Here is a 22,512-nt window from a genome sequence, read left to right on the forward strand (position 1 = left end):
GTCACGAGCAGGTCACCCCACTAGACCCGCCTGCGGCGACGCGGTAGGAATGAGGTGTTCCACGTGACCATGGTCACGTTGATCGGTGGGGATCGACGCACAACTCAACGACGAGGAGCGACCATGAGCGGATTTCCCAGACGCGCACTGCAAGCAGGCGGGGTGGTCGCCGCGGCAGCGTTGGTGCTGACCGGCTGTCTGCAGAACCCCAACGGGGGTGGCGGCGGCTCAGGCGGGGCAGGAGGCGCCGGCGGCTTCATCGACAGCGGCACGGCTGACGGCGACAAGGTCGTGACGATCCTCGGCGCCTTCGGCGGCGACGAGGAGAAGAACTTCAACGCCTCGCTCGCCGACTTCGAGAAGAGCAGCGGCATCAAGATCCAGTACACCGGTGACCAGGACTTCACGACGACCGTCAAGCAGAAGGTCGCGGCGGGAGACTCCCCCGACATCGGGCTCTTCCCGCAGCCGGGCGGCATGCTCGAGTTCGCGGCCCAGAAGAAGGTCTGGCCGGTCGACACGTACCTCGACTACGACAAGCTCCAGTCCACCCTGCTGCCCGGCTTCCTCGACGCCGCACGGTACAAGGGCCGGGTCTACGGCGCGCCGATGCGCAACGCCGTCAAGAGCATCGTCTGGTACCCCAAGGCGGCCTACGAGAAGGGTGGCTACGACACGGCGCCCCAAACCATCCAGCAGCTGCAGAGCAACGTCGCCGACAAGATCGCGGCGAACGGCATCACCCCGTGGTGCATCGGCTGGGGGTCCGACCAGGCCACCGGCTGGGTCGGCACCGACTGGGTCGAGGAGCTCATGCTGCGCATGTGGGGCCCCGACGTCTACGACCAGTGGACCTCCCACCGCATCCCCTTCAACGACCCGCGCGTCGTCAAGGCCCTCGACGAGGCCGCCAAGTTCAACAAGGACCCGAAGATGGTCCTCGGCGGCACCAAGGGCGTGCTCAACACCAAGTTCGGCGACGCGATGACGCCGGCCTTCTCCAACCCGCCGAAGTGCATGCTGCACCGTCAGGGCAACTTCGCCACGACGTTCTACCCGAAGAACGTCCAGGCCGACCTCGACAACCAGGTGGGCATCTACGTCTTCCCGAAGTTCTCTGGCGGCTACGACGGTCAGGCCATCCTCGGCGGCGGTGACCTCGCGGCGCTCTTCAACGGCACCGACCCGGACGCCCAGAAGGTGATGGCGTTCCTCACCTCCGACAAGTTCGGTGCACCGTGGGCCAAGGCCGGTGGCTGGCTGTCACCGCACAAGACCTTCGACCTCAACAACTACCCCAACGAGACGACGAAGAAGATCGCCGACATCGCCAACAAGTCGGCCGTGCTGCGCTTCGACGGCTCGGACCTCATGCCCAAGGCCGTCGGCTCGGGCACCTTCTGGACCGAGATGGTCAAGTGGGAGAGCGGGCAGAGCTCGCAGCAGACCGCTGACAACATCGAAGCGTCCTGGCCGAAGTCATGACCGCCGACACCAGCGCGGCAGCGCCGCGTCAACGACTGCGCACCGGGGACGACCCCGACGCGCACCTGCGCACCAACCCGATGAAGATCGGCGTCGGCCTCGTCGGCATGATCGCCGTGATCTGGGGTCTGGCCAACCTCTTCCTCGCGTTCGGCTACTACCCCCAGTGGTTCGGCAACAAGTTCGTCATCGGCATCCTCGCGATCGTCGCGGGAGTGGGTGGGGCAGCCCTGCTCTTCTACTTCCTCAACATGTTCGTCGAGGGCCTGCCGCGCCGGCTGTCGGAGGGCGTGATCCCCTACGCCTTCATCCTCCCCGGGCTGCTGCTCGTCGGGCTCATGCTCATCTACCCGACGTTCCAGACGATCAACTACTCGTTCGCCAATGCCGACAGCACCGCCTACGTGGGTCTGCAGAACTACAAGACGATCTTCGGCAGCAGCGAGTTCTGGCAGTCCATCGTCAACAACATCCTGTGGCTGCTCATCGTGCCGGCGCTCGTCGTCGCGTTCGGGGTCATCGTCGCGGTGCTCGCCGACAAGCTGTCCGCCGGCGGCGAGAAGGTCGCCAAGAGCATGGTCTTCCTGCCGATGGCGATCTCGGCCGTCGGCGCCTCCGCGATCTGGCTGCTCGTCTACGCGTACAACAACCCGGGCCAGCCCCAGACCGGTCTGCTCAACGCGATCTGGACCGGTCTCGGCGGCGACCCGCAGACGTGGCTCGCCATCGACACGCTCAAGCTCAACTCGATCCTGCTCATGGTCATCCTCATCTGGCTCCAGGCGGGCTTTGCCATGGTCCTGCTGTCCTCGGCCATCAAGGGGGTTCCCGAGGACACCGTCGAGGCGGCGCGCATCGATGGCGCCGGCGAGTTCCAGATCTTCTGGCAGGTGATCATCCCGCAGATCAAGGGGACGATCATCACGGTGTTCGTCACGGTCTTCATCACCGTCCTCAAGGTCTTCGACATCGTCTACGTCACGACGAACGGCGCCTACGGCACCAACGTCATCGCGAACCTCTTCTTCAACAAGCTGTTCGCGGCCAGCGAGGCCGGACAGGCGACGGCCATCGTCGTCGTCCTGCTCATCGCGGTGATTCCGCTCATCTGGTACCAGGTCAAGCACTTCCGCGACGAGGAGGCAGGTCGATGAGCCGATCCCTGATGAAGGACGGGCGCCCCCGCAGCCCCTTCTCGATCGTCACCATGACGATCCTGGCGCTCCTCTGGACGATCCCGACGCTGGGACTGCTCGTCACCTCGTTCCGCACCCGTGACGACGCGGCGACCTCCGGCTGGTGGACGGCGCTGTTCAACCCCTTCGGCGCCGACTGGACGACGAGCAACTACTCGGGAGCGTGGACCGGGGCGGACCTCAGCTCGGGATTCGTCAACAGCATCATCGTGGCGATCCCGGCCACCGTCATCCCGATCATGTTCGCGGCGTTCGCGGCCTACGCGTTCACCTTCATGGACTTCCCCTTCAAGGAGTTCTTCTTCCTGCTGATCATCGCGGTCATGGTGGTCCCCATCCAGGTGGCCTTCCAGCCGATGCTCAACATCCTCGGCCCTCGCGGCCTCGGCATCAGCGGGCAGTACATCGCGGTGTGGCTGCTGCACACGGGCTTCGGCATGCCGCTGTGCATCTACACCCTGCGCAACTACATGAGCACGCTGCCGCGCAGCGTCGTCGAGTCGGCCAAGATCGACGGGTGCAGCCACTTCCAGACGTTCTGGAGGCTCGTGGCGCCGATGTCGATCCCGGCCATCGCGGCGTTCGCCACGCTCCAGTTCCTCTGGGTGTGGAACGACCTTCTCATCGCCAAGCTCTTCCTCAAGAGCGAGAACACGACCGTCATCGTCAAGCTCCAGCAGCTCCTGGGCTCCCAGGGGCAGGGCCAGGAGCTCCTGACCGCGGGCGCGTTCATCACGATCATCGTCCCGATGATCGTCTTCGTCACGCTGCAGCGCTACATGATCCGCGGCATGACGTCCGGCGCGGTCAAGGGCTGAGGCACCGCCTCGCACCTGCACCGACCTGCTCGACAGTCCCCTCCCAGCCGTCACTAGGCTGGGAGGGGACTGTCGTATGCCGTGGGGCTCGGCGGCATACGCCCGACCAGCTCGAGCCCACCTGTATCGCAAGGAGCGTTTCGTGGCCGACTTCGCCTACGAGGACCTGCTGCCCATCGGCGCCGACGAGGCGCCCTACCGGCTGCTGACGACCGAGGGCGTGCGCGCCGTCGACGGGCCGGGAGGGCGCACGTTCCTCGAGGTCGACCCGGAGGCGCTGCGGCTGCTGACCGAGACGGCGATGCACGACATCGCCCACTACCTGCGCCCGGCGCACCTGCAGCAGCTGCGCAACATCCTCGAGGACGACGAGGCCAGCAACAACGACAAGTTCGTCGCGCTCGACTTGCTCAAGAACGCCAACATCGCGGCCGGTGGCGTGCTGCCGATGTGCCAGGACACCGGCACGGCGATCGTCATGGGCAAACGGGGCCAGCACGTGCTGACGCCGGGCACGGACGAGCAGGCGATCAGCGAGGGCGTCTACGACGCGTACACCCGCCTCAACCTGCGCTACTCGCAGATGGCCCCCCTCACGACGTGGGAGGAGAAGAACACCGGCTCCAACCTGCCGGCGCAGGTCGAGCTCTACGCCGACACGCTGCCCGGCCACGAGGCGCAGTACAAGTTCCTCTTCATGGCCAAGGGCGGCGGCTCGGCCAACAAGAGCTACCTCTACCAGGAGACGAAGGCGATCCTCAACGAGGACGCCATGATGCGCTTCCTCGACGAGAAGCTCCGCTCCCTCGGCACGGCGGCCTGCCCGCCCTATCACCTCGCCATCGTCATCGGCGGCACGAGCGCCGAGTTCGCCCTGAAGACAGCCAAGTACGCGTCGGCGAAGTACCTCGACACGCTGCCCACCTCGGGGTCGCTGACGGCTCACGGCTTCCGCGACACCGAGCTCGAGGAGAAGGTGCTCGAGCTGACCCGCCAGTTCGGCATCGGCGCCCAGTTCGGCGGCAAGTACTTCTGCCACGACGTGCGCGTGGTCCGCCTCCCCCGACACGGTGCGAGCCTCCCGGTGGCCATCGCCGTCTCGTGCTCGGCCGACCGGCAGGTGCTCGGCAAGATCACGGCCGAGGGCGTCTTCATCGAGCAGCTCGAGACCGACCCGGCACGCTTCCTGCCCGACGCCGGCGCCGTCGACCTCGGCGAGCACGAGGACGAGGCGGTGGGCGTCAGCTCGATCAGCAAGAACGTCGTCGTCAAGGTCGACCTGACGCAGCCGATGGACGACATCCTCGCCGAGCTCGCCAGGCACCCGGTCAAGACCCGGCTCTCGCTCACCGGTCCGCTCGTCGTCGCGCGCGACATCGCGCACGCCAAGATCAAGGAACGGCTCGACGCGGGCGAGGAGATGCCGCAGTACCTCAAGGACCATCCCGTCTACTACGCCGGCCCCGCCAAGACGCCAGCAGGTATGCCGTCCGGCTCGTTCGGGCCCACCACCGCCGGGCGGATGGACTCCTACGTCGACCAGTTCCAGGCCGCCGGTGGGTCCAAGGTGATGCTCGCCAAGGGCAACCGGAGCAAGCAGGTCACCGAGGCGTGCGATGCACACGGCGGCTTCTACCTCGGCTCGATCGGCGGCCCGGCGGCCCGGCTGGCCCAGGACTGCATCAAGCACGTCGAGGTGCTCGAGTACGAAGAGCTCGGCATGGAGGCGGTGTGGAAGATCGACGTCGAGGACTTCCCCGCCTTCATCGTCGTCGACGACAAGGGCAACGACTTCTTCGCCGAGGTGAGCAAGCCGATGGCCTTCACCATCTCGAAGCGACCCGGACTCCAGTGACCGAAAGGACAGACATGAGCGAGAACGCCTCTGCAGGAGCGGGATTCGACGACCTCCTCGCCGCCAACCGCGCCTATGCCGACCGTTTCGAGATGGCCGGCTTCGACGGCATCGCCCAGGCCGGCGTCGCGATCGTCACGTGCATGGACTCCCGCATCGATCCCCTCGGCCTCGTCGGCCTCAAGCCGGGCGACGCCAAGATCTTCCGCAACCCGGGCGGGCGCGTGGCCTCCGAGGCCCTCGAGGCGCTCGTCCTCGCCACCCACCTGCTCAACGTGGACCGCATCCTCGTCGTGCCCCACACCCGGTGCGCCATGGCGTCGAACAGCGAGGCCGAGCTGCGTGAACGTGTGGGTGCGAGCGCCGGCAAGGACGCGTCGTGGATGACGTTCCACGCCATCGCCGACCAGGAGCGCGCCCTGCGCGAGGACCTCGCCAGGGTGCGTACGCACCCGCTCATCGCCGAGGGCGTCAAGGTCGCCGGCTTCATCTACGACGTCGACTCCGGACTGCTCCAGCCCGTCGCCTGACCCGCTCCCGGTCGGGGGTCAGGTGACCGCGCGCGTGGTCCAGACGTGGTGCGCGACGGCGGCGGCCAGCACGAGCCCCGTCGACAGCACCGTCACGCCCACCGGCGGGCCGATGGCAGCGACGCCCAGCAGGACGAGCCCGACGACGACGCCCACCCGGGTCTCGACGACGGGCGCTCCCGCCATCGCGTGCATGGCCGTCAGGCACCACGCGTAGACGGCCACGGCACCGGCGAGCGCCACCCCCACGACCCGGTCCGTCGTGTGCGCCTCGCCCTGGACGAGGTCGACGGCGGCCGCGAGCGCCGCACCGGTCGCCGCCACCGAGACGAAGACGAGGTAATGGCCGTAGCCGGTGACGAACGTGCTCCGGATGCCGACCTCGAAGAGCCCCGCGTGCTCGCGCTTGAAGTAGAGCCACCACATGGAGAAGACGATGAGCAGCCCGCCGACGACGATGGCGAGCAGCCCGGCCTCCGCCCCCTGCTCCAGCGCCCCCTGGACCGCCTGCACCGAGGCGAGGATGACCTCGCCGAGCACGATGATCGTCAGCAGGGCGTAGCGCTCGGCGATGTGGTGCGGGTGGAACGGCGTGATGCCGTGCCGCTCGGCCACGATGGGCACGAGAAGCTCGAGGACGACTAGGGCGAAGAACGACACGAGCAGCGCCTTCTGCCCGTGCAGGAGCAGCCGGGCGATCCACAGCACCTGCACGATCGCGATGCCCGACGCGTACGTCAGCGCGGTGCGCCGCCCCTCGGGGTGGCCGGCCGCAGCGCGGAGCCACATGGCCACCATCGCGAAGCGCATCACGGCGTAGCCGCCGACGACGAGTCCCGACTGCTCCGTGCTGAAGAGCTCGGGGATGCCCGCGGCGAGCATGAGCGAGCCGGCCATGATGGCGAAGGTCAGCAGGCGGTACGTCACGTCGTCGCAGTCGTACGACGAGGCGAACCACGTGTAGTTCATCCACGCCCACCAGATGGCGAAGAAGACCATGACGAAGTTGACGAGGTCACCCAGGTGTCCCTCGGCGAGGCCGTGGTGCCACTGCGCGGCGGCACTGGCGATCGCGACGACGAAGACGAGGTCGAAGAGCAGCTCGAGCGGGGTCGCGACGCGATGCGGCTCGTGGGGGTCACGGGGCTGCATGCGCCGTGACAGGGGCACGACGTTGACGTGGCTCACGCGCCGAGTCTGCCAGCAGCGCGCCGGCGGGTGCCCCCGTCAGCCGAGGCCGCGCCGTTCGATGAGGTGCCGGATGTCGGCGTCGGCGCCCCGGAACTCGCGGTAGGACTCGAGCGGGTCGGCCGCGCCCCCGATCCCGACGACGTGCCGGCGGTAGTGGTCGCCGTTGGCACGGGTCAGGCCGCCGTTCTCGCGGAACCACGCGACGGTGTCGGCGTCGAGCACCTCGCTCCAGATGTAGGCGTAGTACTGCGCGTCGTAGGCGTACGAGAAGGTGTGCGCGAAGTACGTCGACCGGTAGCGCGGCGGCACGAGCGGGTTCGCGAGCCCGACCGCGGCCAGGGCGGACGCCTCGAAGGCCCCGACGTCCGTCACGTGTGAGGCCTCCTCGACGTCGATGGCGTGCCACGCCTGGTCGAGCAGCGCTGCCGCGAGGTACTCGCCCGTCGCGAAGCCCTCCCCGAACGTCTGCGCGGCGACGAGCCGGTCGACGAGCTCCTGCGGCAGGGACTCCCCCGTCTCGTGGTGGACGGCGTAGTTCCCGAGGACCTCGGGCCAGAGCATCCACATCTCGTTGACCTGGCTCGGGTACTCGACGAAGTCGCGGAAGACGCGGGTCCCGGCGAAGTGCGGGTAGGTGACCCGGGCGAGCAGGCCGTGGATCGCGTGCCCGAACTCGTGGAAGAACGTGCGAGTCTCGTCGTAGGTGAGCAGCGTCGGCTCACCCGGACCGGGCTTGGGGACGTTGAGGTTGTTGCACACGACGGCGCTCGTCCGGCCCAGCAGGGTGTTCTGGTGGACGAGGCTGTTCATCCACGCCCCACCCTTCTTCGTGTCGCGGGTGTGGAGGTCGAGCAGGTAGAGCCCGAAGGGCGTCCGGTCGGCGTCGCGCACCTCGAAGACGCGGACGTCGGGGTGGTAGCCCTCGAGGTCGTCGCGTTCGTGGAAGGTCAGGCCGTAGAGCAGCCCGGCCGCGTGGAAGATCCCGTCGTGGAGCACCCGCTCGGCCTCGAAGTAGGGTCGCATCGCCGCGAGGTCGACGGCATACCTCGACGCACGGACCTTCTCGGCCCAGAAGGCCCAGTCGTGCGCCTCGATCGGGTGGCCCGCCTCGTCCTCGAGCAGCGCCCGCTCGGCCTCGATGTTGCGGGCCGCGGCCGGGGCGAGGCGCCCCAGCAGGTCCATGACGCGCTCGGGGGTGCGCGCCGTGGAGTCGGCGAGCGCCGCGGCGGCATGTGTGTCGTAGCCCAGGAGCCGGGCCCGCTCGGCCCGGAGCCGGACGGTCTCGAGGACGAGCGCCTTGGTGTCGTTCGCGTTGTCGCGGTTGCCGCGGGAGCCCTGCGCCTCGTGGAGCCGGCCGCGCAGGTCCCGGTCGGTGAGCGAGGCGAGGTGCGGGTGCCCGGTCGGCAGGACGAGCGTGAGCAGCCAGCCCCCCTCGTGCCCGTGCTCGGCCGCTGCCGCCGCGGCGGCCGAGATCTCGCCGGTGGTCAGCCCGTCGAGCGCCGCCACGTCGTCGACGAGGACGGCGAGGTCGTTGGAGTCGGCGAGCAGGCGCTTCTCGAACTGGGTGCCGAGGCTCGCGAGCCGCCCGTTGAGCTCGCGCAGGCGGTCCTTGGCGCTCTCGTCGAGCCCGGCCCCGGCGACGGTCATCTCGGTGAGGTGCCGCTCGACGAGCCGTCGCGACTCCGGGTCGAGGGCGGCCATCGCCACCTCGTCGTCGTGGACGGCCCGGATCCGGGCGTAGAGGCGCGGGTCGAGCCGGACCGCGTCGGCGTGCGCGGTGAGACGCGGCGCATACTCCTCCTCGATCGCCTGCACGGCGTCGGTGGCGAGGGAGCTCGACGTCCCGAAGAAGGCCAGGCTCGTCCGGCTCAACGTCTGCCCCGAGCGCTCCAGCGCGACGACGGTGTTCTCGAAGGTCGCGGGCGCCGGGTCGGCCGCGATCGCCTCGACCTCGGCACGGTGCTCGGCCATGCCGCGGTCGAACGCCTCGCGGTAGTGCCCGTCGCGGATCAGGGCGAAGGGCGGCAGCCCGTGCGGCAGCGGGCTCGGGGCGAGCAGCGGGTTGGCGGCCGGGGTCTCGTCGGGCATGGACCGAACCCTACGCAGCAGCGGCCCCGCGCTCGACCCGGTTTCGACCGGACCCCCGAGGGCGTATGCCGTCCGGCGGGCTCAGAGCGACAGCTCGGCCCTGACGACCCCGACGAGGCGGTCGGCGAGGGTGCGGGCCTGGTCGCCGTCGGCGGCCTCGACCATGACGCGGACGACCGGCTCGGTGCCGGACTTGCGCAGCAGGACCCGACCGCTCTCCCCCAGCTCTCCCTCCGCCGCACGCACGGCGTCGGCGACGGCCGTGTTGGCCTCGAGGGCCGACTTGTCGACGTCCTTGACGTTGACGAGCACCTGGGGGAAGTGGGTCATGATGCCGGCGAGGTCGGCGAGAGTCCGACCGGTCGCGGCGACCCGTGAGGCGAGCATGAGCCCGGTGAGGGTGCCGTCGCCCGTCGTGCCGTGGTCGAGCATGACGACGTGACCGGACTGCTCGCCGCCGAGCGCATAGCCGCCGGACTTCATCCCCTCGAGGACGTAGCGGTCGCCGACAGCGGTCTGCAGCACCTTGATGCCGGCGCCGCCGAGAGCCTGGATCATGCCGAGGTTGGACATGACGGTCGCGACGAGCGTGTCGCCGCGCAGCACGCCCTGCTCCTTCATGGCGAGCGCGAGGATCGCCATGATCTGGTCGCCGTCCACCTCGTGGCCGGCGGCGTCGACGGCGAGGCAGCGGTCGGCGTCGCCGTCGAGGGCGATGCCGAAGTCGGCGCCGACCGAGACGACGGTCTCCTTGAGGTGCTCGAGGTGCGTGGAGCCGTAGCCGTCGTTGATGTTGAGCCCGTCGGGTTCGCCGCCGATGACGGTCACCTGCGCCCCGGCCTCACGGAAGGCGCGCGGAGCGACCTCCGACGCAGCCCCGTGCGCGGCATCGACGACGACGTGCAGACCCTCGAGCCGGTGCGGCAGCACCGAGAGCAGGTGCGCGACGTAGCGGTCCCCGCCGTCGAGCAGGGGCGTGATGCGGCCGACGTCACCGCCCGTGGGACGCTGCCACTCGTCGCGCAGCCGGGCCTCGATGCGGTCCTCGAGGTCGTCGGCGAGCTTGTGCCCGCCCCGGGCGAAGAACTTGATGCCGTTGTCGGGCATCGGGTTGTGCGACGCCGAGAGCATGGCACCGAGGTCGGCGTCCTGCTCGCCCACGAGGTAGGCGATCGCTGGTGTGGGCAGCACGCCCGCGTCGCGCACGTCGATGCCCGCCGATGCGAGGCCGGCCACCGTGGCGGCCGCCAGGAACTCGCCGGACGCCCGGGGGTCGCGGCCGACGACGGCGACGGGGCGGTGACCGTTGAAGGCGCCCACCTCGCCGAGGACGTGCGCCGCGGCGACGGAGAGGTCGAGCGCGAGCTCGGCGGTGATGTCCTTGTTCGCCACACCACGGACGCCGTCCGTGCCGAAGAGTCGAGCCACGCTTGTGTGCCTTCCCGATGGGTCCGACCCACTGGGCCGGCTGATGTGCTCGCACGACGATACCGCCCCGACGGCATACGACCATCCGGCGGAGCTCCAAAGGGTCACAACGGACATACCCGCTCTGATCGTGCCGGAAAGTGGCAGGGAACTGGCAGGTGGCTCCCATCCACTTCACAGACGCACCCCGCGACGATGTGGCCATCCCGGGGCCCGACACCCGCGGGCCTTCCCGGGTCCTTCCCAGAGAGGCACTCGATGAGCACTCGACGTTCACGGCGACTGGTCGCCGCCACCGCCACCGCCGCCACCGTCCTCAGCGTGGCGACGGCGCTCGGCGCGTCCGCCGCGGCACCGAGCACGTCCGCGCCCGCTGCCGGCGCGTCCGGCGCAGGGGTGACCAACCCGTACTCTCCGGCCTACGGCCACCCCTACCGCCACGGCGCGGTGCCGACCCGTGAGCTCAACACCCAGATGCACCGGTGGGAGGCACAGACGAAGGGGGCGCGGCCCACGCAGGCCAAGACGCTCTCCTACGGCGGCGGCGTCGACGGGATCGGCGTCACGAGCGGCGGCGCCGAGAAGGTCTACCTCGTGTTCTACGGCAGCCAGTGGGGCAGCCAGGGCACCGACGCCGGCGGCAACCTCACCTTCACCGGCGACCCGAAGTCAGGGGCCCCGGTCGTGCAGAAGCTCTTCAAGGGCCTGGGGACGGGCGGCGAGGCCTGGTCGGGCGTCATGACGCAGTACTGCGACGGTCCGCTCGTGGCCAAGGGCGCGACCTCCTGCCCGTCGAGCGCTGCGCACGTGCGCTACCCGACCGATGGGGCTCTCGCCGGCGTGTGGTTCGACCCGTCGGTCGCAGCGCCCGCGAACGCCACGGCCAAGCAGCTCGGCGACGAAGCCGTCCGCGCCGCAGGGCATTTCGGCAACAGCACCGCCGCCAGCAACCGCGACGCGCAGTACGTCGTCCTCTCCCCGACCGGCACGCACCCGGACGGCTTCAACACCTCGTCCGGGCAGTTCTGCGCCTGGCACGACTACAACGGTGACCCCTACGTCGGGTCGACCAGCCCGTACGGCGACATCGCCTTCACGAACATGCCCTACGTCATGGACATGGGCACGAGCTGCGGGCAGAACTTCGTCAACACCGGCGCCGCGGGCACCGACGACGGCTACTCCATGGTCGAGGGCCACGAGTACGCCGAGACGATCACCGACCAGAACCCGGCCGGCGGATGGACGAACACGACGTCGCGCACCTACTCCGGTCAGGAGAACGCCGACGAGTGCGCGTGGATCGCACCGGGCGGCGCGGGCGGCGCGGGCAACGTCTCGACGACGTCCGGCAGCTTCGCGATGCAGGCCACGTGGTCCAACGACACCAACCGGTGCGACCTCAGCCACGCGACGGTTGGCTGACGCGTCACCGACCCGCCCGGCGGCATACGCCCTCGGGAACGACGAAGGCCCCCGAGCAGTGCTCGGGGGCCTTCGTACAACCAGCTGGGCAGCCGACTCAGCGCTACTGGAGCCAGGCGGTGATGCTCGGCGCCAGCCGAAGCATCAGCGCGACTGGAGCCAAGCGGTGATGCTCGGCGCCAGCCGAAGCATCAGCGCGACTGGAGCCAAGCGGTGATGCTCGGCGCCAGCCGAAGCATCAGCGCTTGGAGTACTGGGGAGCCTTGCGGGCCTTCTTGAGACCGGCCTTCTTGCGCTCCGGGACGCGGGGGTCACGGGTGAGGAAGCCGGCCTTCTTGAGGGCGGGACGGTTGAGCTCCTCGTCGATGCCGTTCAGCGAGCGGGCGACGCCGAGGCGGACCGCGCCGGCCTGGCCGGAGGGGCCACCGCCGTGCACGCGGACGAGCACGTCGTAGGAGCCGTCGAGCTCGAGGAGCGTCAGGGGCTCCTTGACGATCTGCTGGTGCACCTTGTTGGGGAAGTAGGCGTCGAGGGTGCGGCCGTTGATCTTCCACTCGCCGGTGCCGGGGACGATGCGCACGCGGGCGATGGCCTGCTTGCGGCGACCGGTCGCAGCGCCGGGGGTCGAGACCTCACGGGCGCGCTTCGGCTCGCCGGCGACGGAGCCGTCGGACTCCGAGGTGTACTCGGTCAGCTCGGGCTCGTCGGTGTCGAGGACTTCCTCGTTCACGATGTCAGTCACGTGTCTTGTCGCTTTCTACGCAGCAGCCGGGGGGCTTACTGCGCAACCTGGGTGATCTCGAAGGGGACGGGCTGCTGGGCCGCGTGCGGGTGCTCGGCACCGCGGTAGACCTTGAGCTTGGAGAGCTGCTGGCGGGCCAGCGAGTTCTTCGGGAGCATGCCGCGGATGGCCTTCTCGACGGCCTTCTCGGGGCTCTTGGCGAGCAGCTCGGTGTAGGAGGTCGACCGCAGGCCACCCGGGAAGCCCGAGTGGCGGTAGGCCTTCTTCTGCTCGAGCTTGGCGCCGGTCAGGGCAACCTTGTCGGCGTTGATGATGATGACGAAGTCACCGGTGTCGACGTGCGGTGCGAACTGCGGCTTGTGCTTGCCCCGGAGCAGGACAGCGGCCTGGCTCGCGAGACGGCCGAGCACGACGTCGGTCGCGTCGATGACGTGCCACGTGCGAGTGACCTCGCCGGGCTTCGGGGTGTACGTGCGCAATGGAGTCTGCCTTCGCTTCTGAAAATGGTGGAGCAGTGAATGCCGCTGGGCTCGGTCCGCGTCGCCCGTCTCGTCCACGGGGTGGTGATGACGGGTTCGCCTGACGGCCCGGTGCACAACTTCATCCATGTTACGGGGTCGCGTGCCTGTGCCCAAATCACGGGCACGGACACCGAAAACAGTGCCTGACCTGCACGGATGGCACATCGAGACCTCCGTGCACAGATCTTGTGCACATGAAGTGTGCAGAGGTATTGTGCACACTATGGCTGCACAGGACCCCTCGAACCCCTCCCCGACCGCGTCGTCCGGGCCCTCCGACGACGAGAACGTCTGGCTCACGCCGGAGAGCGTGCGCGTCCTCGCCCATCCGCTCCGGTCACGCCTGCTCGGGGCGCTGCGCCGAGGCGGCCCGTCGACCGCGACCGACCTCGCCACGCTCCTCGGCACCAACTCCGGCGCCACGAGCTACCACCTGCGCAAGCTCGAGTCCGTCGGGCTCGTCCACGACACCGAGGAGGGCGAGGGCAAGCGCCGGCTGTGGCGCGCGAGCTCCGAGTACCACTCCTGGCACCCGAGCGACTTCGAGGGTGACGAGGACTCCGAGACCGCCCTCAACTGGCTCACCCGCGACTACGCCCGCCACTTCAGCGAGCAGTACGACAAGTGGCTCGACGTCTCGACGACATGGCCCACCGCGTGGCAGGACGCTTGCGGCTCGAGCGACGCGGCCGTGCTCGTCACCGCCGAGTCCCTCGAGGCGATGCGGGAGGAGATGTGGGACCTCATCGAGCGCTACCGCCGCGTCGGACAGGGCAACCCGCAGGCGCGGCGGATCGCCGTCTACGCCTTCGCCTACCCGCTCGACCTCGACCGACCCCCGACGACGACGACGAAGGACTGAGCCCGATGAGCCCACGGGACACCCTGCTCTCCCCCACTGCGGCCCGCCGCGTCTTCCTCGCCCTGAGCTTCACCCGGTGGTTCCCGGTCGGGCTCGTCGTCGGCCTGCTCACCCTGTGGCAGCTGGAGCGAGGCCTCACCGTGGCGCAGGCGATGACCATCTCGTCCGCCGCCGGGCTGACGATCTTCGCGCTCGAGTTGCCGACGAGCGGCTTCGCGGACGCCTTCGGCCGCCGGCCGGTCTTCGTCGTCTCGGCCGTCGTCAACGTCCTCGCGAGCAGCATCCTGCTCGTGGCGCACTCCTTCTGGGCCTTCTTCGCGGCCGCCGTGCTCACCGGCATCTTCCGCGCCCTCGACTCCGGCCCCCTCGAGGCGTGGTTCGTCGACACGGTGCACGCCACGACTCCCGGCGCCGACGTCGACGGTGCCCTCGCGGCCCAGGGCACCGTGCTCGGCGGGGCGATCGCCTCTGGGGCCCTCGTCTCCGGCGGCCTCGTCTGGTGGCACCCGTTCGCGGGTGCGTCGGCGCTCGTGCTGCCCGTCGCCGTTTTCGTCGCCCTCAACGTCGTGCACCTCGTCGCCGTCCTCGTCCTCCTGCGCGAGCCGCGCGGCGCCGAGCACCTCGACGCCTCGGGTGCCCGCCGCGCCCTCGCCTCCGCGAAGGAGGCTCCCGCCGTCGTGCGCGACGGCCTGGGCCTGCTGCGGAGCAACCGCGCGCTGCGCGGCATCGTCTGCGTCGAGGTGTTCTGGTCGGTGGCGATGATCGTCTTCGAGACCTTCCAGCCGATCCGTCTCGCCGAGCTCGTCGGTGGCGAGGAGCGCGCCGGCGCGATCATGGGCCCGGTGGCCGCCGCAGGATGGGCCGTCTTCGCCCTCGGCGCGGCCCTCTCGGGATGGTCGAGCCGCCGCATCGGCGTCACCCGCACCGCGATCGCCGCCCGCGTGCTCAACGGCCTCGGCGCGGTCGCCATGGGACTCGTCGCGGGGCCTGCGGCGCTCATCGCCGCCTACGGCGTCACGTACCTGCTGCACGGCGCGGCCGGTCCGGCCCACTCCGCGCTGCTCCACCGCGAGGCCCAGGCCCGCAACCGCGCCACGGTCCTGTCGATGAACTCCATGGTCGCCTCCGTGGCCTTCGGCATCGCGGCCCCGCTCCTGGGCCTGCTCGCCGAGCGCACCTCGACACAGGTGGCCATGGTGACCGCAGGAGCCGTCAGCATCCTCGGCGCCTGGTTCTACCGGCACGCCCTGCGCGCCGAGAAGGCCCGCGCGGCCGAGGGCGTCACGACCGGGCCTGCGCTCCACCCCGCCGTCGACTGAGCCGCCCTCAACCCCCACACGAGTGGCCCCCCCGCCACACGCGCCTCCCGGGCCTGTGACGGCGGGGTCACTCGTCGATCGCGGGCGTGCGCCCGGTGGGACGGGGCCACTCGACGGAAGGGGTGGGACGGGGCGCTCACTCGAGTGGGACGGGGCGCTCACTCGACGTGAAGCGGGGGTCAGGCGGGCGGGGTGGTGACGGCGTCGATCTCGGCGAGGTCCTCGACGGTGGGCTCCCACAGACCGGCCCGGACGTTGTCGACGACCTGCTCGGGCCGCGTCGCCCCCGCGATCACCGAGGCGACCGCCGGCTGGGCCGCGAGCCCGCCGATCGCGACGTCGATGGGGCGCAGACCGCGCTGGGCGGCATACGCCTCGAGGGCCTCGATCGTGTCCCAGTCGGCGCCGCCGAGCCGGTCGGCCATCCCGGCCAGGCGCGTGCCCTCGGGGGCCGGCTCGCCACGACGGTACTTCCCGGTGAGCAGGCCGGAGGCCAGCGGGAAGAACGGGAGCAGCCCGACGCCGACGTGCTCGCACGCGGGGACGACCTCGTCCTCGACGTCGCGCTCGAGCAGCGAGTACTCGTTCTGCGCCGAGACGAACCGTGAGGTGCCGGCGGCCCGCGCCGTCCAGTCGGCGTCGACGACCTGCCAGCCCGTGAAGTTGCTGCTGCCCAGGTAGCGCACCTTGCCCTCGCGGACCAGCTCGTCGAGCGCCGCGAGCGTCTCGTCGATCGGGGTCTGCGGGTCGGGTCGGTGCAGCTGGTAGAGGTCGATCCAGTCGGTGCCGAGGCGACGCAGGCTCGATTCGACGGCCTTGCGCACGTAGCGGCGCGACCCACGCACACCCCAGTCGGGACCGTTGGCGCCCTGCATGTCCATGCCGAACTTCGTTGCCACCACGACGTTCTCGCGCTCAGATCCCAGAGCGAGGCCGAGCATCTCCTCGCTGGCGCCCTGGCCGTAGATGTCGGCGGTGTCGAAGAGCGTGATGCCGCTGTCGAGGGCCTGGCGCACCACGGCGTTCGTGCCGTCCTGGTCGAGGCGCCGACCGAAGTTGTTGCAGCCGATGCCGACGGTCGAGACGGTGAGCCCGCTGTCGCCGAGCTGCCGGTAGGTCATGTCAGGAGTCGCAGTCACCCGTCCAACCTATGCCCGGGCCCGACCGGTCGGCAGGTCCCGCACCCATGACGAAGGCCGGCCCCCGCGTCGCGGGGACCGGCCTTCGAGGAGGCCGCGTGGTCAGTTCGGCTGGACGAAGACCGCGACCGTGCGCGCGGGCACGGAGAACGAGCTGCTTCCCGCGTCGTATGCCGCCTGCTTGACGACGTTGTCGGCGCCGTTCGCCTGGACCGCGCTCAGCGAGACCGCGCCGCTGAGGCCGGGGACCTTCTGGGTCACGGCGTCGGGGGTCGCGTTGAAGACGACGACCGCTCCGCGCAGCGCCGGGTCGACGTCGACTCCCTTCGTGTCGTCGATCCGCATGACGATGACACCCTGCTTCGCGTCGGCCGTGCCGGAGACCGGGAAGGTCACCTTGGCGTTGATGGCAGCCGCGTTGCCGAGACGGAACAGCTTGGTGCTGAAGCGAAGTCGCAGCAGGTCCTGAGCCATCGCGTCGGCGCTGCGCACGTCGGCGGCGGACGGCTTGAGCGCCATGTTGGCGAGCAGCGGCTTCATGAACGGCCACTTGGCGGAGTTCTGCTCCTGCGGCGGCAGGCCATGGCCGAAGCCGTTGTCGGCGCCGGTCCAGTCGAGCCTGTTGAACCAGTCACCGCTGTCGTACGAGTCGCGGTTGAGCGACTTGCTGCGGAGCAGGTCGGCGCCGGCGTGCCAGAACGACGGCGTCTGCGCCAGAGCGGTCGTGGCGAGGGACAGGGTGTTCATCCGCACCCGGTCCTGCATCGACGTCGCGACCGGCAGCTTGTACGTCAGCGAGTCGAAAAGCGTCTCGTTGTCGTGGGCGTCGACGTAGCTGACGACCTCGTCGGGCTGGTCGGCGTAGCCGGCCGGGGACCCGTTGTAGTCGACCTGTGTGCCGTTGACGACCGTCCCGGTCTTCTGGCTGCGGAAGGTGAACGTCTTGAGGTTGCCGGCCAGGCCGAGCTGGACGAGGTCGGTGTCGCTGCCGAGGCGGGTGGCCGCGTCGGCGTTGGTCGCGGCACCGTTCGGGTCGGTCGCCTCGCCGGAGCCGAAGCCCTGACGACGCGGGTCCTCGTCGAACGGTCCCCCTCCACGCACGCCGTCACGCAGGCGGTCGGAGAAGGTGCCGATGCCCGTGCCACCGAGCTGGCCCTGCGTCGCCTGCACGAAGAGCTTGTTGTCGGCGACCTCGCCGAAGTTCCAGCCCTCGCCGTAGAGGTAGATCGACCTGCCGTCGACGCCGTCCTTCGAGAGCGTCAGGGCGTCGAGGGCCGAGCGCACGGCGAGCATGTTGGCCTTGCTGTGGTGGCCCATGAGGTCGAAGCGGAAGCCGTCGACCCGGTAGTTGCGGGCCCAGGACACCACGGAGTCGACCATGAGCTTCTGGCCCATGGCGTGCTCGGTGGCGACGTTCTGGCAGCACGTCGAGGTCTCGACGGCGCCACTCGCGTTCAGGCGGTGGTAGTAGTCGGGCACGACCTTGTCGAGCACGGACTTGTCGCCCTGGCCCGACTGGGCCGTGTGGTTGAAGACCTGGTCGAGCACGACGCGGAGGCCGTCCTGGTGCAGGGCTCCGACCATCGTGCGGAACTCGGCCACGCGGGTCCCGCCGTCGGCCGCGCTGGTGCTCGACGCGTACGAGCCGTCGGGAACGCTGTAGTGGTACGGGTCGTAGCCCCAGTTGAAGGCGTCCTTGGCCGCGACGGCCCCGACGCACTTCTGCTGCTCCTCGCTGTCGGGCGCATACGAGGCGAGGTCGCACTGCGGCGTCTGCTGCTTGGCCTTGTCCTCCTCGATCGAGGCGATGTCGAAGCTCGGCAACAGGTGCACGGTGTTGAGACCCGCCTTGGCGAGCGCCTTGAGGTGCGCCCTGCCGTCACCGTCCGCGGCGAAGGCGAGGTAGCTGCCACGCAAGGCCGCCGGGACCTTGGCGTCCGACATGGAGTAGTCGCGGATGTGCAGCTCGTAGATCGTCGAGTCGACGTCCTGGGCGAGCTTCGGCGACGGGGTGCGGCTCCACACCGAGGGCATGAACGCCGGGCTCGTCAGGTCGACGGCGACGGACCGCGTGGAGTTCGGCGTCAGCGCCACCGAGCTCGGGTCGGTGACGACGTTGGTCTCGACCGTCCCCGTCGTCGGCGCCCACACCTTCACCTCGTAGAGGTAGCGGGCGTTGAGCGCCGTCGAGGTGCTGAGGCTCGTCGTCCACGCCCCGTCGGACGAGCGCGTCATCGTCGTGCGTCGGGCCGTGTCGACCGGACGGTCCGCCGAACGGGCCGGCCAGGTGAGCAGGGTGACCTGCTGCGCCGTGGGGGCCCAGAGGCTGAACGTCGCGCGGCTGCGCGTGAAGCCGACACCGTAGGTGCGAGCGGCCGCCCTGGCGGCGTAGATCGCATCGAGGGCGATGGCCGTCTGCGCGCCCGTCGCGTCGAGCAGCTGGCCCGTCGAGGCGTACATCGCGACGGCGACCTGACCCTTGAGGATCTCGGGCATCAGCGCGGCGGTCGCCTTGTCGAGACGCAGGGCCACGGCCCCCTTGAGCTCCGGGTGGGCGGCCACGAGCGAGGCGGGCAGCCCTGCCGGGTCGCGCGTCAGGCTCGCCACGGAGCCGCCGGTGACAGCCTCCGCGTCGACGGCGAGACCGCCGTCGGCCGACCAGTGCAGGCGCCAGTCGAGCGTCGCGGGGTCGGTGCCGGCCGGCAGCGCCGATGCGGGCCAGGCGACGAGGTCGGGACCCACGACGTAGGCCTTGGACTTCGTCAGGTCGGGCGCGGCGCCCGCCTTGGACGTCTTGACCGTGACCTCGTGCGTCGAGGTCTTGTAGGTGATCGTGGTCAGCACGCCGTCGGCCGGGACCGAGAACGCGACGTTGTTGGCCGGGTAGGCCTCGGTCCAGGACAGACCCACGGCGACCTTGAACTCGTAGGAGCCCGCGGGGATCTGGTCCGTGGTGAAGACGTACGTGCCGTCACCGTCGGGGTCCTGCAGCCACGACCGCATGCAGTCGGGCGCCCAGTCTCCCGGGCAGCCGAGCTCGCTCTGGAAGCTGCCGGGAGCCGTGATGATCGGGCCCGTCGCGTCGTTGGTCACCCAGTGGGTGCGGTGGTCGTAGTAGAAGGTGATGGTCTTGCCGGCGGCTGTGTAGGCGATGTTGCCGCCGCCCTTGACCGCTCCGGCACCGTAGTTCTCGTCCCACGACTTGTCGATCGCGGCCTTGTACTCGTAGTCGCCGGCCGGGATGGCGTCGAAGGTGCCCTTCCAGATGTCGTCCTTGGCGTCGAGGGCGAGCTGCGCCTCCGCGCAGTCCGGCTGCCAGTCGCCCGGGCAGCCCATCTCGGAGTTGTGGTTGCCGGGGACGCTGACGTTGTCGGGCTGGGTGACGGGGCCGACGCCACCGCCGCCACCGCCGCCGGACGTCTCGGGCTCGCCCACGATGCCGTAGGTGGAGGTCGCCGAGACGTGGCCGGCGACGTCCTTGGCCACGATGCGGTACTCGACGAGCGTGCCCTTGGCGAGGCCGGACACGTCGTGGAAGACGCGGTAGGGCGCGTTGTCGTCCGTGCCCAGCGGCGTCCAGGCTGAGGTGCCTACCGGGCGCTGGAGGAAGGAGACCTCCGCGAACGTGTTACCGGGCAGGGCGGCGCCGATCTCCGCACGACCACCCACGACACCACCCGCGCTGGGCGACGTCGGGTAGATCGCGGGAGCCGACTTCGGCTGCGCCATGGTCGAGTTCGCCCGATAGACCGCCACCGACAGCGGCGGGACGGTCACCGTGACGCGCCCGTCGGCCGCGGCGCGCAGGTCCGAGGTGGCGCCGAGGAGCGGCACGAGCTTCGAGCCGGCGGAGTAGGTCGAGAAGGTCGCGGTCTTCGCCGTCGTGGCGTTGTTGGCGACGACGACGTACTCGCGCTTGGCCGCCTTGTCGATGCGGCTGATCGCGTAGATGCCGGCCGCGTCCGAGGCGTAGCGGTGCACCTGCGCCCCGTCCGCGAGGGCCGGGTTGGCCGCGCGGAGGGCGGAGAGCGCCTTGATCTCCCGGTAGAGCGGTGCGGACGTGTCGTAGTGCGAGCCGGAGCCGGCGGGCTTGCTGCTCCCGACGACGACGTCGTCCTGGTAGATCGGCGTCCGGCTGGCGAACATGTCCTGGCGCGCACGCTTGTCGCCGAAGTCGCTCGTCGGACCGGTGAAGCCCTGCTCGTCGCCGTAGTAGACGACCGGGTTGCCGCGGGTCAGGAACATCAGGGACGTCGCGAGGCGGTCGCGGGCCAGCAGGTCGTCACCCGTGGCGCCGCCGGCGAGCAGCATCGCGCCGACGCGACCCATGTCGTGGTTGCCGAGGAACGTCGGCAGCTCGTAGGCGTTCGAGTCCGTGTCGGTGTAGTAGTCGTCACCCGCGAAGAGGTCGCGGATGCCGGTGGTCGCCTTGCCCTGGGCGAAGCCGAGCGCCGCACCCTGGAAGCCGAAGTCGAGGGTCGCCGGCAGCGCACCCTTCGTCGTGAACTGGCTCGTGTAGGCGGGGTTGCCGTCGTAGACCTCACCGAACATGAAGAAGTCGTCGTTGCCGATCGCCTTGGCATGGCTGAGGATTGCCGGCGAGAAGGCCTGCCAGAACTGCATGTTGACGTGCTTGACGGTGTCGATGCGGAAGCCGTCGACGCCGAAGTCGACCCAGGAGTTGTAGATGTCCTCCATGCCCGTGACGACCTTGGGGTTCTCGGTGAAGAGGTCGTCGAGGCCGGAGAAGTCACCGTAGGTCGACGACTCGCCGGCATACGTGGAGTCACCGCGGTTGTGGTAGAGCGTCGTGTCGTTGAGCCAGGCCGGGACCTTGACGTCCTTGTCGGCGTCGGCGACCTTCGGCACGTACGGGAAGGACGTGCCCGCCGTCATCTTCGGGAAGCAGTCCGGCACGGTGTCGCCGGCGCAGGCCGGCTTGCCGGCGACGGCGGCGTCATCGAAGGCCTTGCCGCGGGCGTCCTTGTAGGGGCTCGTCTCCTTGTTGACGTAGGAATAGGAGCCGCCCTCGTAGGAGATGACGTCGGCCGTGTGGTTGGTGATGATGTCGAAGTAGACCTTCATCCCCTTCGCGTGGGCGGCCGAGATGAGCGCCTTCATGTCGGCGTTCGTGCCCAGGTGCGGGTCGATCCGGGTGAAGTCGGTGATCCAGTAGCCGTGGTAGCCGGCGCTCGCGTCGGAGCCGCTGCCCTGCACGGGGCGGTTCTTGAACGACGGCGTGAGCCAGATCGCGGTCGTGCCGAGGCCCTTGATGTAGTCGAGCTTGCCGGTCAGGCCCTTGAGGTCACCACCGTGGTAGAACCCCTCGTTCGTCGGGTCGAAGCCGGTGGAGAGCGGTCCGCCTGTCAGGCCGCCCTGGTCGTTGGCCGTGTCGCCGTTGGCGAAGCGGTCGGCCATGACGAAGTAGAAGCGCTCCTTCGTCGCGAGCGAGCGCAGCGACGAGGCGGCCAGCTTCGTGTCGGCCTTCGTGGCGGCACCGGGCAGGTCGGTGGGGGCGATGCCGATGGCGTGGGTCGTGTCGTCGTAGGTGAAGCGCAGCGTGGCCGGGCCGGCGAGGACGAGCGGCACGTTGCCGCCGCCCTGGCCGTAGCTCTCGTCCCACGAGTGGTTGATGGCCACCTTGAGCTCGTAGCTGCCCTTGGGCAGACGGAACTCGGCGGCATACGTCGTCGTGCCCGGCTCGAGCGCGAGGTCGGTGGCGGTGCAGTCGGGCGTCCAGTCGCCGCTGCAGCCGAGCTCGTCCTGGAGGGACCCCACGACCGTCGCGGTGCGCGGAGCGTCCGCCCGGGCGGTCGGTGCCCCGGCCAGCGGGACGGCGAGTCCCGCCATGACCAGGGCCGAGATGCTGGCGACGGACAGGGCCGGGCGACGGCGCATGCGCACTCCTTCGTG

The 22,512-nt window shown here is 69.9% G+C and carries 15 protein-coding genes; 8 read left to right on the forward strand and 7 right to left on the reverse strand.

The window, feature by feature from the left end:
* Positions 1–123: 123 nt before the first annotated feature.
* From AB4Y83_RS03710 to AB4Y83_RS03730, 5 genes are all read left to right on the forward strand, one after another.
* The gene (locus AB4Y83_RS03710) at positions 124–1,485 is read left to right on the forward strand and encodes an ABC transporter substrate-binding protein (RefSeq protein ID WP_442275177.1); all 1,362 of its coding nucleotides are present in this window, start codon (positions 124–126) and stop codon (positions 1,483–1,485) included.
* Positions 1,482–2,639: a carbohydrate ABC transporter permease gene (locus tag AB4Y83_RS03715; protein WP_442275178.1), complete on the forward strand. Its 1,158-nt coding sequence runs from the start codon at positions 1,482–1,484 to the stop codon at positions 2,637–2,639. The genes AB4Y83_RS03710 and AB4Y83_RS03715 overlap by 4 nt, the downstream gene beginning before the upstream one ends.
* Positions 2,636–3,499, forward strand: coding sequence for a carbohydrate ABC transporter permease (locus AB4Y83_RS03720; RefSeq protein WP_256794758.1), 864 nt, complete (start codon positions 2,636–2,638; stop codon positions 3,497–3,499). The genes AB4Y83_RS03715 and AB4Y83_RS03720 overlap by 4 nt, the downstream gene beginning before the upstream one ends.
* A gap of 142 nt (positions 3,500–3,641) precedes the next feature.
* On the forward strand, positions 3,642–5,354 hold the full coding sequence (locus AB4Y83_RS03725; protein ID WP_442275179.1) for a fumarate hydratase: 1,713 nt from the start codon (positions 3,642–3,644) through the stop codon (positions 5,352–5,354).
* A gap of 14 nt (positions 5,355–5,368) precedes the next feature.
* Complete coding sequence (locus AB4Y83_RS03730; protein WP_442275180.1) at positions 5,369–5,884, forward strand: beta-class carbonic anhydrase; 516 nt, start codon at positions 5,369–5,371, stop codon at positions 5,882–5,884.
* A gap of 18 nt (positions 5,885–5,902) precedes the next feature.
* Here the strand turns inward: AB4Y83_RS03730 and AB4Y83_RS03735 are convergent, their stop codons facing one another.
* The 3 genes from AB4Y83_RS03735 to glmM form a co-directional block, all read right to left on the reverse strand.
* Positions 5,903–7,072 carry a low temperature requirement protein A gene (locus tag AB4Y83_RS03735; RefSeq protein WP_442296066.1) on the reverse strand — a complete coding sequence of 390 codons (1,170 nt, stop codon included), beginning with the start codon at positions 7,070–7,072 and terminating at the stop codon, positions 5,903–5,905.
* A gap of 39 nt (positions 7,073–7,111) precedes the next feature.
* Entirely contained in the window at positions 7,112–9,163 is a 2,052-nt protein-coding gene (locus tag AB4Y83_RS03740) for a M3 family metallopeptidase (RefSeq protein ID WP_442296067.1), read from the reverse strand.
* 81 nt (positions 9,164–9,244) lie between these two features.
* Positions 9,245–10,591, reverse strand: a complete 1,347-nt coding sequence (gene glmM / locus AB4Y83_RS03745; RefSeq protein WP_442296068.1) for a phosphoglucosamine mutase — start codon at positions 10,589–10,591, stop codon at positions 9,245–9,247.
* Positions 10,592–10,849: 258 nt separating this feature from the next.
* On the opposite strand from glmM, the gene AB4Y83_RS03750 reads away from it, so the two are divergent.
* Complete coding sequence (locus AB4Y83_RS03750) at positions 10,850–12,016, forward strand: hypothetical protein (protein ID WP_442296069.1); 1,167 nt, start codon at positions 10,850–10,852, stop codon at positions 12,014–12,016.
* Between the two features lie 238 nt (positions 12,017–12,254).
* Here AB4Y83_RS03750 and rpsI read toward each other — a convergent pair whose 3' ends face one another.
* Both rpsI and rplM read right to left on the reverse strand, forming a co-directional pair.
* Positions 12,255–12,758 (reverse strand): 30S ribosomal protein S9, encoded by a 504-nt coding sequence (gene rpsI / locus AB4Y83_RS03755; protein WP_020143190.1) that lies wholly within the window; start codon positions 12,756–12,758, stop codon positions 12,255–12,257.
* Positions 12,759–12,793: 35 nt separating this feature from the next.
* On the reverse strand, positions 12,794–13,237 hold the full coding sequence (rplM, locus tag AB4Y83_RS03760; protein WP_020143191.1) for a 50S ribosomal protein L13: 444 nt from the start codon (positions 13,235–13,237) through the stop codon (positions 12,794–12,796).
* A 265-nt stretch (positions 13,238–13,502) separates the two neighbouring features.
* Here rplM and AB4Y83_RS03765 point away from each other — a divergent pair, with 265 nt between their 5' ends.
* Both AB4Y83_RS03765 and AB4Y83_RS03770 read left to right on the forward strand, forming a co-directional pair.
* On the forward strand, positions 13,503–14,141 hold the full coding sequence (locus AB4Y83_RS03765) for a winged helix-turn-helix domain-containing protein (RefSeq protein WP_442296070.1): 639 nt from the start codon (positions 13,503–13,505) through the stop codon (positions 14,139–14,141).
* Between the two features lie 5 nt (positions 14,142–14,146).
* On the forward strand, positions 14,147–15,460 hold the full coding sequence (locus tag AB4Y83_RS03770) for an MFS transporter (protein ID WP_442296071.1): 1,314 nt from the start codon (positions 14,147–14,149) through the stop codon (positions 15,458–15,460).
* Positions 15,461–15,639: 179 nt separating this feature from the next.
* Here AB4Y83_RS03770 and AB4Y83_RS03775 read toward each other — a convergent pair whose 3' ends face one another.
* Positions 15,640–16,581, reverse strand: coding sequence for an aldo/keto reductase (locus tag AB4Y83_RS03775; protein WP_442296190.1), 942 nt, complete (start codon positions 16,579–16,581; stop codon positions 15,640–15,642).
* A gap of 120 nt (positions 16,582–16,701) precedes the next feature.
* Complete coding sequence (pulA, locus tag AB4Y83_RS03780) at positions 16,702–22,497, reverse strand: pullulanase-type alpha-1,6-glucosidase (protein WP_442296072.1); 5,796 nt, start codon at positions 22,495–22,497, stop codon at positions 16,702–16,704.
* Positions 22,498–22,512 lie beyond the last annotated feature (15 nt).

The sequence above is a fragment of the Terrabacter sp. RAF57 genome (assembly GCF_052113925.1).
Lineage (GTDB): Bacteria > Actinomycetota > Actinomycetes > Actinomycetales > Dermatophilaceae > Terrabacter.